This is a genomic window from Herbaspirillum hiltneri N3, assembly GCF_001267925.1.
GTDB classification, from domain to species: Bacteria; Pseudomonadota; Gammaproteobacteria; order Burkholderiales; family Burkholderiaceae_D; genus Herbaspirillum; species Herbaspirillum hiltneri.
This window is the reverse complement of sequence record NZ_CP011409.1, coordinates 3,780,745-3,794,960: the sequence shown is the minus strand read 5'-3', so window position 1 is coordinate 3,794,960 and position 14,216 is coordinate 3,780,745. Positions and strand designations below refer to the sequence as shown.

The 14,216-nt window shown below is 61.7% G+C and carries 12 protein-coding genes; 6 read left to right on the top strand and 6 right to left on the bottom strand.

Going from position 1 to position 14,216, the window contains the following annotated elements; translation table 11 throughout:
• Positions 1–88: 88 nt before the first annotated feature.
• From F506_RS17310 to F506_RS17290, 5 genes are read left to right on the top strand one after another with little or no spacing between them, the layout of a single operon-like run.
• The gene (locus F506_RS17310) at positions 89–568 is read left to right on the top strand and encodes a formate dehydrogenase subunit gamma (RefSeq protein ID WP_053199470.1); all 480 of its coding nucleotides are present in this window, start codon (positions 89–91) and stop codon (positions 566–568) included.
• Positions 565–2,127 (top strand): formate dehydrogenase beta subunit, encoded by a 1,563-nt coding sequence (locus F506_RS17305; protein ID WP_053199469.1) that lies wholly within the window; start codon positions 565–567, stop codon positions 2,125–2,127. Before F506_RS17310 ends, F506_RS17305 begins: the two co-directional genes overlap by 4 nt.
• A gap of 39 nt (positions 2,128–2,166) precedes the next feature.
• Positions 2,167–5,046, top strand: coding sequence for a formate dehydrogenase subunit alpha (fdhF, locus tag F506_RS17300; RefSeq protein ID WP_053199466.1), 2,880 nt, complete (start codon positions 2,167–2,169; stop codon positions 5,044–5,046).
• A gap of 30 nt (positions 5,047–5,076) precedes the next feature.
• Positions 5,077–5,916 carry a formate dehydrogenase accessory sulfurtransferase FdhD gene (gene fdhD / locus F506_RS17295; protein WP_053199464.1) on the top strand — a complete coding sequence of 280 codons (840 nt, stop codon included), beginning with the start codon at positions 5,077–5,079 and terminating at the stop codon, positions 5,914–5,916.
• Positions 5,917–5,945: 29 nt separating this feature from the next.
• On the top strand, positions 5,946–6,182 hold the full coding sequence (locus tag F506_RS17290) for a formate dehydrogenase subunit delta (RefSeq protein WP_053199461.1): 237 nt from the start codon (positions 5,946–5,948) through the stop codon (positions 6,180–6,182).
• A gap of 48 nt (positions 6,183–6,230) precedes the next feature.
• Here F506_RS17290 and F506_RS17285 read toward each other — a convergent pair whose 3' ends face one another.
• From F506_RS17285 to leuC, 3 genes are all read right to left on the bottom strand, one after another.
• Entirely contained in the window at positions 6,231–7,553 is a 1,323-nt protein-coding gene (locus tag F506_RS17285; protein WP_053199459.1) for a 2-hydroxycarboxylate transporter family protein, read from the bottom strand.
• Positions 7,554–7,626: 73 nt separating this feature from the next.
• Positions 7,627–8,334, bottom strand: coding sequence for a 3-isopropylmalate dehydratase small subunit (gene leuD / locus F506_RS17280; RefSeq protein ID WP_235471199.1), 708 nt, complete (start codon positions 8,332–8,334; stop codon positions 7,627–7,629).
• Positions 8,327–9,742 carry a 3-isopropylmalate dehydratase large subunit gene (gene leuC, locus F506_RS17275; RefSeq protein WP_053199457.1) on the bottom strand — a complete coding sequence of 472 codons (1,416 nt, stop codon included), beginning with the start codon at positions 9,740–9,742 and terminating at the stop codon, positions 8,327–8,329. The genes leuD and leuC overlap by 8 nt, the downstream gene beginning before the upstream one ends.
• A gap of 144 nt (positions 9,743–9,886) precedes the next feature.
• On the opposite strand from leuC, the gene F506_RS17270 reads away from it, so the two are divergent.
• A complete protein-coding gene (locus F506_RS17270; protein ID WP_053199455.1) occupies positions 9,887–10,798 on the top strand; it encodes a LysR substrate-binding domain-containing protein in 912 nt (303 codons plus the stop codon).
• A 460-nt stretch (positions 10,799–11,258) separates the two neighbouring features.
• On the opposite strand, the gene F506_RS17265 is transcribed toward F506_RS17270, so the two are convergent.
• The 3 genes from F506_RS17265 to F506_RS17255 are packed head-to-tail and all read right to left on the bottom strand — an operon-like array spanning position 11,259 to position 14,213.
• Positions 11,259–11,642, bottom strand: a complete 384-nt coding sequence (locus tag F506_RS17265) for a c-type cytochrome (protein ID WP_235471198.1) — start codon at positions 11,640–11,642, stop codon at positions 11,259–11,261.
• Between the two features lie 36 nt (positions 11,643–11,678).
• Positions 11,679–13,439 (bottom strand): GMC family oxidoreductase, encoded by a 1,761-nt coding sequence (locus tag F506_RS17260; RefSeq protein ID WP_053199452.1) that lies wholly within the window; start codon positions 13,437–13,439, stop codon positions 11,679–11,681.
• Between the two features lie 9 nt (positions 13,440–13,448).
• Positions 13,449–14,213, bottom strand: coding sequence for a gluconate 2-dehydrogenase subunit 3 family protein (locus F506_RS17255; RefSeq protein WP_053199450.1), 765 nt, complete (start codon positions 14,211–14,213; stop codon positions 13,449–13,451).
• Between the last annotated feature and the right edge of the window lie 3 nt (positions 14,214–14,216).

Genomic DNA, 14,216 nt, shown 5'->3' with positions numbered 1-14,216 from the left:
GATTAGGCATGTTTTTTCCACCGCCCGGCAAGATAAAAATACATACCGGGACAGACAGCGGTTCAGCAGTTCAGCAGGAGACGAAACAATGAACAGACAACAGCCTTTCGACGTCGGCGCGGTCAGGGACGTCATCGCCGCGCGTCGGCACATGCCCGGCGCCATGCTGCCGATCCTGCACGGCATTCAGGACGCGGTCGGTTTCGTGCCGGCCGATGCGGTGCCGATGATCGCCGACGCGCTTAACGTATCGCGCGCCGAAGTGCACGGGGTAATTTCCTTCTACCACCATTTCCGCCAGCAACCGGCCGGCAAGCACGTGGTGCAGGTGTGCCGCGCGGAAGCCTGCCAGTCGGTCGGTTCCGAAGCGCTGGCCAGGCATGCAGAGAAAGCGCTGGCCTGCGCTTTCCATGAAACCACGGCCGACGGGCAGTTCACGCTCGAACCCGTGTATTGCCTGGGCCTGTGCGCCTGCGGTCCGAACGTGGTGGTCGACGGCGAGCTGCATGCGCGCGTCAGCGCCGACAAGCTCGACCGGCTGCTGCAAGCCAAGCGAGGTGCGGCATGAGCGTCACCGTTTATGTGCCGCGCGACGCCGCGGCGATTGCCTTGGGAGCTGACGATGTGGCGGCGGCGGTGCTTGGCGAAGCCGAAAAGCGCGGCATCGAGGTCAATATCGTGCGCAACGGCTCGCGCGGGATGTTCTGGCTGGAGCCGCTGGTCGAGGTTGCCACCGAACAAGGCCGGGTAGCCTACGGCCCTGTCGATCCGGCCGACGTGGCAGGCTTGTTCGACGCCGGTTTCCTGGCGGACGAGGCAGAGGCATTCGAACATCCGCTGGCGCAAGGCCTGACGGAAGAAATTCCCTATCTGAAAAAACAGGAGCGCCTGACCTTTGCCCGTGTCGGCATCACCGATCCGGTGTCGCTGGAAGACTATCTGGCGCATGAAGGTTATGTCGGACTCAAGCGTGCAGTGGCGATGGGCAGCGAAGCCATCGTGCAGGAAGTACTGGATTCCGGCCTGCGCGGACGCGGCGGCGCTGCGTTCCCGACCGGCATCAAGTGGAAGACGGTAGCCGGCGCACAGGCCGTGCAGAAGTACATCGTCTGCAATGCCGACGAAGGCGATTCCGGCACCTTCTCGGATCGCATGGTGATGGAAGGCGATCCCTTCGTACTGATCGAGGGCATGACGATTGCGGGCCTGGCAGTCGGCGCGACGCAAGGCTACATCTACGTGCGTTCCGAATATCCGCACGCCATCGCCGCGCTCAACGAGGCAATCGCCGCGGCCGCTCAAGGCGGCTACCTGGGCGACAATGTGCTCGGCTCCGGCAAGGCGTTCGGCCTGGAAGTGCGGATGGGCGCCGGCGCCTACATCTGCGGCGAGGAAACCGCGCTGCTCGAAAGCCTCGAAGGCAAGCGCGGCGTGGTGCGCGCCAAGCCGCCGCTGCCCGCGCTGGAGGGGTTGTTCGGCAAGCCGACGGTGATCAACAACGTGATTTCGCTGGCGACGGTGCCGATCGTGCTGGCGCGCGGCGCGGCGTTTTACAGGAATTACGGCGTCGGCCGTTCGCACGGCACCTTGCCGTTCCAGCTGGCCGGCAACGTCAGATACGGCGGCCTGGTCGAGAAAGCCTTCGGCCTGACCCTGCGTCAGCTGCTGGAAGACTTCGGCGGCGGCACGCTGAGCGGCAGGCCGATCCGCGCGGTGCAGGTGGGCGGCCCGCTAGGCGCCTATATGCCGCAACAGCAACTCGACACGCCGCTGGACTATGAGGCCTTCGCCGCCATCGGCGCGATGGTCGGCCACGGCGGCATGGTGGTGTTCGATGACGGCGTCGACATGGCGCAGCAGGCGCGCTATGCGATGGAGTTTTGCGCCATCGAGTCCTGCGGCAAATGCACGCCATGCCGCATCGGTTCGACGCGCGGGGTCGAGGTGATCGACAAGATCATTTCAAACGACAACAGGCCGCAGCAGATCCACCTGCTGCGCGACCTGTGCGACACCATGCTCAACGGTTCGCTATGCGCCATGGGCGGCCTGACGCCGTATCCGGTGCTGTCGGCGTTGAATCATTTTCCAGAAGACTTTGGTTCGCCGGCTGAAAAAGCCGCCTGAGCCGAACCTGTTCCACGTATTCAGCAAGGAGTTGTCGCCATGAACCAGCTCAACGAAACAGATTACGGCACGCCGGCGCGTGTCTCCGAACAGGAAGTCACCCTGGAAATCGACGGCGTCGCCGTCACCGTGCCGGCCGGCACCTCGGTCATGCGGGCCGCAGTGGAGGCAGGCATCAACGTACCCAAGCTGTGCGCCACCGACAGCTTGGAACCGTTCGGCTCCTGCCGCCTGTGCCTGGTCGAGATCGAAGGCCGCGACGGCCGCAAGATGAAAGGTTATCCGGCTTCCTGCACCACGCCGTGCGAACCGGGCATGAAGGTGCTGACGCAGACGCCCAAGCTGGCCGATATCCGGCGCGGCGTGATGGAATTGTATATTTCCGACCATCCGCTCGATTGCCTGACCTGCCCGACCAACGGCAATTGCGAACTGCAGGACATGGCCGGTACGGTCGGCCTGCGCGAGGTGCGCTACGGCTACGAAGGCGAAAACCACATCGAGATGAAGAAGGACGAATCCAATCCTTACTTCACCTACGATCCGTCCAAGTGCATCGTCTGCAACCGCTGCGTGCGCGCCTGCGAAGAAACGCAAGGCACCTTCGCGCTGACCATCAACGGCCGCGGCTTCGAGTCGCGCGTCTCGGCCGGCCAGATGGACAGTTTCATGGAATCCGAATGCGTCTCCTGCGGCGCCTGCGTGCAGGCTTGCCCAACCGCGACGCTGACCGAGAAGACCGTGATCATGATGGGGCAGGCCGAGCACAGCAAGGTCACCACCTGCGCCTATTGCGGCGTCGGCTGCGCGTTCAAGGCCGAGATGAAGGGCAACGAAGTGGTGCGCATGGTGCCGTACAAGGACGGCAAAGCCAACCACGGCCATTCCTGCGTCAAGGGCCGCTTTGCCTGGGGTTATGCGACTCACAAGGACCGAATCACCAAGCCGATGATCCGCAGCAAGATCACCGACCCGTGGCGCGAGGTGTCGTGGGAAGAGGCGCTGAGCCACACCGCCAGCGAGTTCCGTCGCATCCAGACCAAACACGGCAAGGACTCCATCGGCGGCATCACGTCTTCGCGCTGCACCAACGAAGAAACCTACCTGGTGCAAAAGCTGGTGCGCGCCGCCTTCGGCAACAATAACGTCGACACCTGCGCGCGGGTCTGCCATTCGCCGACCGGCTACGGCCTCAAGCAAACCTTGGGCGAGTCGGCCGGCACCCAGACCTTCGACTCGGTGATGAAGTCCGACGTCATCATGATCATCGGCGCCAATCCGGCGTCGGCGCACCCGGTGTTCGCCTCGCAGATGAAGCGCCGCCTGCGCCAGGGCGCGAAGCTGATCGTGATCGATCCGCGCACCACTGAAATGGTCAAGTCGGCGCACATCCAGGCCGATTACCACCTCAAGCTGCGTCCCGGCACCAACGTGGCCGTCATCACCGCGCTGGCGCACGTGATCCTGTCCGAAGGCCTGCAAAGCGAGGAGTACATCAAGGAACGCTGCGACGTGCAGTCCTATGAGCAGTGGAAAGAGTTCGTGCTGCGTCCGGACAATTCGCCGGAAGCCATGTCGGCCGTCTGCGGCGTGCCGGCGGAAGAACTGCGCGGCGCGGCGCGCCTGTTCGCCACCGGCGGCAACGGCGCGATCTATTACGGCCTGGGCGTGACCGAACATGCGCAAGGTTCGACCATGGTGATCGGCATCGCCAACCTGGCGATGGCCACCGGCAACGTCGGCCGTGAAGGCGTCGGCGTCAATCCGCTACGCGGCCAGAACAACGTGCAGGGTTCCTGCGACATGGGTTCCTTCCCGCATGAATTGCCGGGCTATCGCCACATCTCGGATTCGACGGTGCGCTCGCAGTTCGAACAGGCCTGGGGCGTGACGCTCAATCCGGAGCCGGGTTTGCGCATTCCGAACATGTTCGACGCTGCGCTCGACGGCAGCTTCAAGGGGCTGTATTGCGAGGGCGAGGACATCGTCCAATCCGACCCGAACACCCAGCACGTCGCGGCCGCCTTGCAGCAGATGGAATGCATCGTGGTGCAGGACCTGTTCCTCAACGAAACCGCCAAGTACGCGCATGTGTTCCTGCCGGGTTCGTCCTTCCTCGAAAAGGACGGCACCTTCACCAACGCCGAGCGCCGCATCTCGCGCGTGCGCAAGGTGATGCCGTCGAAGTCCGGCAAGTCCGACTGGGAAGTCACGGTGGCGCTGGCCGAAGCGCTCGGCTACCCGATGCCGTACAATCATCCGTCGGAAATCATGGATGAAATCGCGGCCCTGACGCCAAGCTTCCACGGCGTCAGCTACGACAAGCTGGAGCGCCTCGGCAGCATCCAGTGGCCGTGCAACGACGCGGCGCCGGAAGGCACGCCGATCATGCACATCGGCAGCTTCATCCGCGGCAAGGGCAAGTTCCTCAATACGCAATATTTCGCCACGGACGAGAAGGTGACGCAGCGTTATCCGCTGATCCTGACCACCGGCCGCATCCTGTCGCAATACAACGTCGGTGCGCAGACGCGCCGCACGGAGAATTCGCAATGGCACGATGAAGACCGCCTGGAAATCCATCCGCACGACGCCGAAGACCGCGGCGTGCGCGAAGGCGATTGGGTCGGCATTGAGTCGCGCGCCGGACAGACGGTGTTGCGCGCGACGGTAACCGACCGGGTGCAGCCGGGCGTGGTCTACACCACGTTCCACTTCCCCGAGTCGGGCGCCAACGTGATCACCACCGACAACTCGGACTGGGCCACCAATTGCCCCGAATACAAGGTGACGGCGGTACAGGTCATGCCGGTCTCGCAGCCGTCGCAATGGCAGCAGCATTATCAGGAGTTCCATCGGGAACAAGTGCGTTTGCTGCAAGGGGAGAAGGTGTCTCAGGAACCTTTGGTCACCAAATAACGAACAACGCAATAGAGAAAGAAGCAGTCAATGAACGCATGTCCCATTCCTTCGCCCGACGACACCCCTGCGGAGTTCGCTACGGCGGCTCGCGTCGAGGTGGAGAAATGGCGCGACGGCCGGTGTGAAGCCGTCACCGACGTGGTCGCCGAAGAAGTCCCGATCGCGCTGGAGTACAACGGCATTTCGCACGCCGTGATGATGGCTACGCCGGCCGACCTGGAAGATTTTGCGCTCGGCTTTTCATTGACCGAAGGCATCCTGGCCGATCCCGGCGAACTCTATGATTGCGAGATCGTGCAGGGCGCCGAAGGTATCCAGGTGCAGATGAACGTGGCCACCGAGCGTTTTGTCGCGCTGAAGGAAAAACGCCGCAATCTGACCGGCCGCACCGGCTGCGGCTTGTGCGGCGCGGAAACGCTGGAGCAGGCGGTGCGCCATCCGGCGGCGGTGCAGGCCGGCGCGCTGCAATTTTCCGCCGGCACGCTGCATGCGGCGCTGGAGGCGATGCAGGCGCAGCAGCAACTGCAGCAGCAGACCGGCGCCACGCATGCGGCGGCATGGCTGGGCCGCGACGGCAAGATCAAGCTGGTGCGCGAAGACGTCGGCCGCCACAACGCACTCGACAAACTGATCGGCGCATTGGCCGAAGACAAGCAGGACTTTTCGGCAGGCGCCGTGATCATCACCAGCCGCGCCAGTTACGAAATGGTGCAAAAGGCGGCCACCGTCGGCATCGGCTTCATCGCCGCGATTTCGGCGCCGACCGCGCTGGCGATCCGGCTGGCGAAGGAAACCGACGTTACGCTGATCGGCTTCGTGCGGCGGCAAGGACATGTCGTCTATGCCGGATCGCATCGCCTGGTCTGACGATGATCTAACAGAATCGAGACAACATCATGAACCTTCAGCACCTCGTCAAGATGGCCAACCAGATCGGCGATTTTTTCTCGACCATGCCGGATCGCGCGCAAGCCGAAAAAGATCTTGCCGCGCACATCAAGCGTTTCTGGGAGCCGCGCATGCGCCGCGCTTTGCTCGAGTATGTGGAGCAGGAGGGCGGCTCGGAACTGAGCGAGATCGTATTGGCGGCGGTGAAGGCGCATACCGCCGATTTGCAGGTCGCGGTTCAGTAGTGCGGCGCCCGCACGGTGGACACTGCACTAACCGACAATCGTTCCGGTCTAGCTGAAGAATTTCAGCAGAAGGGTGGCGCACACGATCATGACGGCGCCGCCGATGCGCGTGGAGATCTGTGCGAACGGCATCAGCCCCATGCGATTGGACGCGGACAGAATCGCAACGTCGCCGGTTCCTCCCAGGCCGCTGTGGCATGCCGTGACGATGCCCGACTCCACCGGATACATGTTGAGCCACTTGCCGACGAAGAAGCCGGATGCCACCAGCGAAACCACGGTAGCGGCGCAGACTGCGAAGTAAGCCGGCGTGAAGGCATGCACCAGATCTTTCCACGATACAAACAGCGCACCCAGGCCGACCAGGATGGCAAACGTCAGGTTGCCGGAAACGAACTTGTACATCTGGTAGGCGCCCAGTTCGACTTTCTCGGGAACCAGCTTGACCACCTTCAGCAAGGCCGCGCTGATGATCATCAGGATAGGACCGGGAATGCCGGTGTATTCCGACAGCACCGCGCCGAGGATGAAGAAGGCGCAGCTGACCAGCAGGCCGGCGCCCATCAGGCCGAGGTCAATCGGGACATTGGTGTGATCGGTCTTGAGCAGGTCGACATCTTCCCCGGACTTGACCAGGAAGCCGTTGCCATTCAGATGCGGCTTCTTGTCGCCAATCCAGCGCAGCACACCGCTCGACAGAATCGCGACGACATTGCCCAGCAGTGCAGCAGGGACCAGCATGGCGATCAGTTCTGCCTGCGGCTTGCCGAGGATTTCGGAATAGCCGATGGAGAGCGGCAGTATTCCTTCGCCGATGCCGCCGCCGAAGATCGGAATGATGATGAAGAAGAAGGTGTGCCTGGGCGTGTAGCCAAACAGCCAGCCGACGGAAATGCCCACCGCGATGGCGACGATCGAGCCGATCAGCAGGGGCGGGAACATGCGCATGAAGCCCTGCACCAGCACCTTGTGGCTCATGCCGAGGATGCTGCCGGCAACCAGGCAGGCGATGTACAGATACTGCAGATTCGCCGTCTTCATGGTGGTGGTGATGGCCTTGAGCATTTCCGGATCCATCAGCTTGAAGCCGATCAGCGCCGAAGGCACAAACAGGCACAGAATCGCCGCGCCGCCGATGTGCTTGAAGACGGGCAGCCGACTGCCGATTTCGCCGAGCAGAAATCCGGCGAGCATCAGCACGGCAAAGCCGCCGATCATGTCGTTGGGCAGCTTCTTGTTGGTTGCGGCAAGGATGGTGATCGCCGCGATGGCGACATAGACCGGCAAAGGCAGCGGCCCGATTTTATAGTTGCTGATGGCTTGCCATATGCCTTGCCGGGTGCGTGGTGACGCGATTGAAGTTGCTTCCATGTGTGTCTCCGTAGGTGGAGCGGCGGCCTTTTTTTCTTGTGTGGCCGGCCGCCGCTTGATTCAAGAAATGCTGCTAGCGGTTACCTGAGGGTTTGGCGGGCGAGCTTGCGTTGATGCGTGCTCTTGTGGCGTGAGCGATGTCATGCAGCCAAGGACGTCGTTGCCAGTGCTGCTGCTGGAACGCGCTGATCTCGTCTTGCAGCGACAAGGTCGCGCCGATGACGTCGAGGCCCTCGAGGAACATGCGACGATGCCGGGCCGACAGGCTGAATGCGGCTTCCACTCTGCGGCTCCTGACCGTCATGCTGTTGACGTCGATCAGCACCTCGCTGGTCAGCGGATCGGACACGTCTTCCATGATTCTTTGCACGTCCGTTTCAGGCAGCATCACCAGCAGCAAGCGGTTGTTCATGGCGTTGCTGTAAAAAATCTCGCCGAAACTGGGGGCGATGACCGCGCGGATGCCGAATTGCTGCAAGCCCCACACCGCGTGTTCGCGGCTCGAACCGCAGCCGAAATTGCTGCCGGCGACGATGATAGAGGCGCCCTGATACGCCGGCTGGTTGAGAACGAAATCGGGGCGCAGCCGGTGATCGGCGTCATGGCGCAGGTCATACAGCAAGCCTCGGTCCAGGCCGGTTTTATCGATGCCGCGCAAGAACTGCTTGGGCATGATCTGGTCGGTATCCAGATTCGGGGTGGGCAGCGATGCGGCGATGCCTTCGATGCGCGAGGTATCCGCAATATTCGAAATATCCGCGATGCCGGTCGTGTCAGACATGGTTTTCTCCTAATTTGCGAACATCGGTGATGTAGCCGGTAATGGCCGCTGCGGCCGCCATCGCCGGGCTCATCAGATGCGTGATGCCGCCGCGTCCCTGGCGTCCTTCGAAGTTTCTGTTGGTGGTGGAGGCGCAGCGCTCGCCCGGCAGCAGGAAATCGTCGTTCATCGCCAGGCACATGGAGCAGCCTGGCTGGCGCCACTCGAAACCGCTGTCCATCAGTATCCTGGCGATGCCTTCCCGCTCGGCCTGCCTGCGCACGGCGCCGGATCCCGGCACCACCATGGCGCGCACCGACGGCGCCACTTTGCGTCCCTTGACGATGCCCGCCACGATGCGCAGATCTTCGATACGGGCATTGGTGCACGAGCCGATGAACACCCGTTGCACGGCAATGCCTTCCATGTTCGTGCCGCTTTGCAGGCCGGTGTAGCGCAGCGCCTGTTCCGATGCGGCGCGCACCACGGGGTCTAGTTCGGATGCCGGCGCGGGGACTTTTCCGGTTACCGGCACGGCCTGGTCGGGGCTGGTGCCCCAGGTGACGTAAGGGGCGACTTCATTCGCATCGAATACATGTTCGACATCGAACGCGGCGCCGCTGTCGCTCTGCAGCGTCGCCCAGTCCGCAAGTGCGGCATCCTTGTACTGAGCGGCGATTTCCGGCGCGTGTTCCATTACGTATCGGATGGCGGCGTCATCGGGGGCGACCAGGGCGCCGCGTGCGCCGGCTTCCACGGCCATGTTGCAGAGAGTCATGCGCGCTTCCATCGACAGCGCCGCGATGGCGCTCCCCTGAAACTCCACCACGTAGCCGCGCGCGCCTTGGGCGCCGATACAGCCGATGATGTACATGATCAGGTCCTTGGCGCTGGAGCCCGGCGGCAGCACGCCATCCACGCGGATGCGCATGTCCCTGGCCAGCCGGTACACCAGCGTCTGGGTCGCCAGCACGTGCTCGACTTCCGACGTGCCGATGCCAAAGCCGAGCGCGCCGAACGCGCCATAGGTCGTGGTGTGGCTGTCGCCGCACAGCACCACCATGCCGGGGCGGATCATGCCCAGTTCCGGCGCGATGACGTGTTCGATGCCCTGCAAGGCATCGTTGGTGTCGAACAGCACGATGCCGTGTTCGCTGCAGTTTTTTGCGAGATTGCTGGCTTGCAGCGCGGACGACGGATCCTGGATGATCCGGAAACTCACCGGATGCGTCGGGATGATATGGTCCACCACCGACAAGTGCTGGCCCGGCACGGCCACCGGGCGTCCGGCTTCGTGCAGCCCGGCGAATGCCTGCGGGCTGGTGTATTCGTTCATGATGTGCAGGTCGGCATAGAGCAGCACGTTCTGCTCGTCGAGCCGCGCCACCGTATGTGATTCCACCAGTTTTTGATACAGCGTCCTTGCCATGTTGCCTCCTCCTTGTGCGCTCGTGCGTTCGCGGGCTTCAAGCTGCGCAAAAACTTTTGCGCACTTCATGAGGAGGAAGTGTAATAATTCTGCGGATATTTATAATTCATATTAATTACATTTATTATTTAGTTAATTTTAATAATGGACCGTGTATCCGACCTGGAGTTTTTCATTCAGCTGGTGAAGCAGGGATCGCTGGCTTCGCTTGCCAGAGAGCTGGGCGTCACACCGCCGGCGGTGACGTCGCGGCTGGCACAGATCGAAAAGCGACTCGGCGTCAGACTGCTCAATCGCACCACGCGCCGCATCAGCGTGACGCATGAAGGCGAGGTGTACCTGGCGACCGGCGCCAAGCTGCTGGCGGAACTGCAGGAACTGGAGCAGACGGTCTCCAGCAGCCGCGGCGTCCCCAAGGGCATGCTGCGGGTCAACGCCACCTTCGGGTTCGGCCGGCGCCACATCACGCCGGCGATCGCGGCATTCGTACGGCGCTATCCGGAAGTGGAGGTGCAGCTGGAACTCACCGACCGCTCCATCAACCTGGCCGACAAGGCATTCGACATCGGCATTTGGTTCGGCACCGTGCCGGACTCAAGAATGGTCGCCAGGAAAATCGTCTCGAACAAGAGATTGCTTTGCGCCGCGCCGGCCTACCTGAAAAGAGCCGGTACGCCGTTAGTCCCCAGAGACCTGCAAACGCACCAATGCATCGTCTTGCGCGAAAGCGACGCCGCCTACGGCACCTGGCATCTCGCGCGCGGCAGCAAGCAAGAGACCGTCAAAGTCCGGGGCAGCCTGAGCACCAACGACGGCGAAACCGGGGTCGTATGGGCGCTGGAAGGCCACGGCATCCTGATGCGTTCCGAATGGGATGTGCATGCCTACATCAAGGCCGGCAAGCTGGTGCAGGTGCTGGGAGAATGGTCGCTGCCGGGAGCGGATATCTTTGCCGTCTACCCGGAGCGCGCGCATCTTTCTGCCAAGGTCAGTGCATTTATTGATTTTTTGACGACGTGGTTTGCCAGGGAAGCAGGGTGGGCGAACAAGGGGTAGGCGTTTTATGTTTGTGAAAGGATCAAAACAGAATGCTGTATCGATGTATTGGCTGGGAGGAAGAGGCAATGTGGAGCGCCAAGCTTCTTCTGCCGTAGTTGCTTATCGCCTCGGGCATGATGCCGATGTCCTCTGCCTATGCCGGCAATGGAGAGACGCTGCTCATTGGAAGATGCGCGATGTGCCACGGGGCGGATGCGGAAGGTTCAGGTCCGCTGAAGAGACGACCAACGTCCAAAAACGACCGAGGCTGTGTAAAAACGCAAATTTTCAAAAAAATCGTGGAGAGAAAGACTCTTCCCGATATTGAGAAAATTGAACGAATGCCGATTTTTCGATGGCTTGGAATTCTCCACGTTTTTACACGGCCTCAGCAGTTTTCGGACACTGGAAATCTCCGCCGATCTCACAGAATTCCAGCACGAACCACAAGCCGTGCTGGCGGACAGGCCCGGACTGCTTATTTGATCGTATTCAGATACGCAATCAGATCGGCGCGCTGCCTGGCGTCGGCAATGCCGGAGAAGGGCATCAGATTGCCCGGCACCACTTTTTGCGGATCGGCGATGTAGGTGTCGAGGGTCTTTTCATCCCATGTCAGATTGGCGCGTTTGAGCGCCGGGCTGTAGCGAAAGCCTGGCGCCGCCGCCGACCTGCGGCCGACAATCCCCAGCAGGCCGGGGCCGACGCCGTTGCTCGCTGTCACGGCATGGCACGCCGCGCATTGCGCATAGACTTGTTTTCCGGCGTTGACGTCTTGCGCATGTGCAGGTGTCGCAGCACCTGCCAGTACGATCGCGGCAGTAAGTACTGCCTGACGTAGTTGCGGTATTTTATTCATCATTGTTGACTCCTGAAAAATTTCAATCGCTGTTTTTCATCACAGCATGCGTGGACGCTGCACGTATTGCACCAAGTCGTCGCCTAGTCGCAGCGCCAGTGCCGCCAGCGGGCCGGTCGGGTTGTAGCCGGCGTTGTGCTGAAACACCGATGCGCCGACCACGAACAGATTCTGAGCATCCCAATGCTGCAAGTGCGGCGAGACGACGCTGTGCGACGGATCAGAACCCATAGCGGTGCCACCGGTGATGTGCGTGGTCTGGTACGCTCGGATGTCGAACGGACTTTTTCGTGGTACCGCCGGACCGACGATGTCGGCTCCCATGGCCTTGGCGATGTCTTCCATCTTCTTGGTGACGTATGCCGACATCTTGGTTTCGTTGTCGCGCCAGTCAAAAGTCATGCGTACCAGTGGCTGGCCGTAAGCGTCCTTGTATACCGGATCGAGGTCGAGGAAGTTCTCCGTGTTCGGATAACAGCTGCCCTGGATCGACATGCCGAAAGAGTGTGCATACCAGTCGACGTTGGCCTGCTTCCACTTGGTGCCCCAGCGGGGCGTGCCCGGCGGCAGGCGGCGTGCAACAATGGGACGGCCGCTGAACATGTTGGCGCTGATCATGCCACCGCCGAGGAAGCCGAGGCCGGTATGGTCAAAGTTGTCGTTGTTGAAGTCGTCAATCACCGTGCCGGTGCTGCCGGTGGACAGGAACGGGTTGGTCCAGCGGTCCTTCATGAAGACGTTCACCGACGAGGTGGTCTGGTAGCAGAAGTTTTTACCGACCACGCCCTTGCCGGTGGATGGATCATAGGGGGTGCCGATCTTGTCTAGCAGGAGCAGCTTGGTGTTGGTCATGGTGAACGCGCCCAGCACCACGACATCCGCCGGCTGTTCGTATTCCTGGCCACTAAGCAGGTCGAGATAACGCACGCCCGTGACGCGCTTGGCCTTCTGATCATAGTTGACGCCCAGTACATGGCTGTTCAGACGCAATTCAAAACCCTTGCGCTGCTTGAGCATCGGATACAGCAAGACTTCCGGAGAACCCTTGGCTTGCGCTTCACAAATGAAGCGTTCGCAGTGGCCGCAATACTGGCACTGGCCGAGCTTCTGGCCGTCCGGATTGGTGTACACGCCGGAGGAGTTGGCGGCCGGAGTGGGAAACGGATGGTAGCCCAATTTTTCGGCAGTCTGCCGGAAGATCGAACCGGCTTCGGTTATCTCCAGCGGCTTTTGCGGATATTCGCCGCGGCGCGGCGCTTCGAACGGATTGCCGCCTGGCTGTTTTTTTCCGTTGATGTTACCGGCTTTGCCGGAGATGCCGAACAGCTTCTCGAACAGATCGTGGTGCGGCTCCATTTCCTTGTAGGTAACGCCCCAATCCTGCAGCGGCATATTGACGGGAATTACCTTGGCGCCGTAGCGATTGACGTAGTGCGTGCGCAAGGTCGGTTCGTACTCCGACCAGCGCCAGGTGTGGCCGTTCCAGTGATTGGCCGCGCCGCCCATGCCTTCACCGGGCAGGAAGGCTTCCATCCAGCGTACCGGCAGCGAGGTGTCGTTGCGCGAATGGCGCAGCGTGTAGGTCTGCACATTCCATTTTTGCACCAGGCCCTGGCGCACGTCCCAGCGCAATTCGTCGCGTTGCGACGGCAGCTTGGCTTCGGCACCGCTGGTGTGGTCGCCGCCGCGTTCCAATACCAGCACGTCGATGCCCTGGTCAGTCAGTTGACGTGAAACAAGGCCCGCAGTGAGGCCGCCACCGACGATCACGACCGTCCGCTTTTGCAGTTTTTTAATCATGGTGAGTCCTTAGCTGAAGTCGAGGATGGACTTGGGATCTTTCGCGCCGGGGAAAGGCTTCCCGCGATAGTTGACCATGTCGAGGGTGTGCGTCGCCGGCAAGCCGGGATAGCCCAGCATCTTCCAGAAAACCTTGTTGTTGTTGCCGCCGTAGAGCGGGTCGGCGTAACAGGCTTGCGTGAACAAGGGGTAGACCAGCTCGTTGAACCACGCTGCCAGCGGGACCGCCTCATCGATGACCTTGCCGTCAGCAATCGCGGCCAGGAAAGCATCGGCTTCCGCCGGTTGTAGTTGGTCGAAGGTCTTGCCGAATTTTCCTTGCGCCTGGCGATTTGCGGCTTCAACGCCGGCCTTGAAAAACTGCTCGGGCGTGAGCGGCAGCTGCAGGCCCAGCTGCGGCTTGCCTTGCGTCCAGGGGCCGTGCATGTAGCGGCCAGCGCCTTTTCCGTAGGCACCGCCCAGTTGGCGGTCCATGAAAATCGCCAGGCCGCAGTCGACGCCGTTGGGCGTGAACTGATCGGCCGGACACATCACGTTGACCATGGTTTCGGTGAACGCGGCTTCGTCGGCGCTGAAGCATTCATATCCGATCAGGCCCGGTGCGGATACCGGTGTCGCGGGATCTTGCGCGGCATGCGCGCCGGTTACTGCCACGGCGGCGGCGGCGCCGCTGCCGACGGCCAGCGGAGAAGAAAGGGAAGCGCTGCCTGCGACGGTGATGACCTGTCGCAGGAAGTGGCGACGCGGTGGGGGTTGAGTGGTGTCGTTACTCATCTG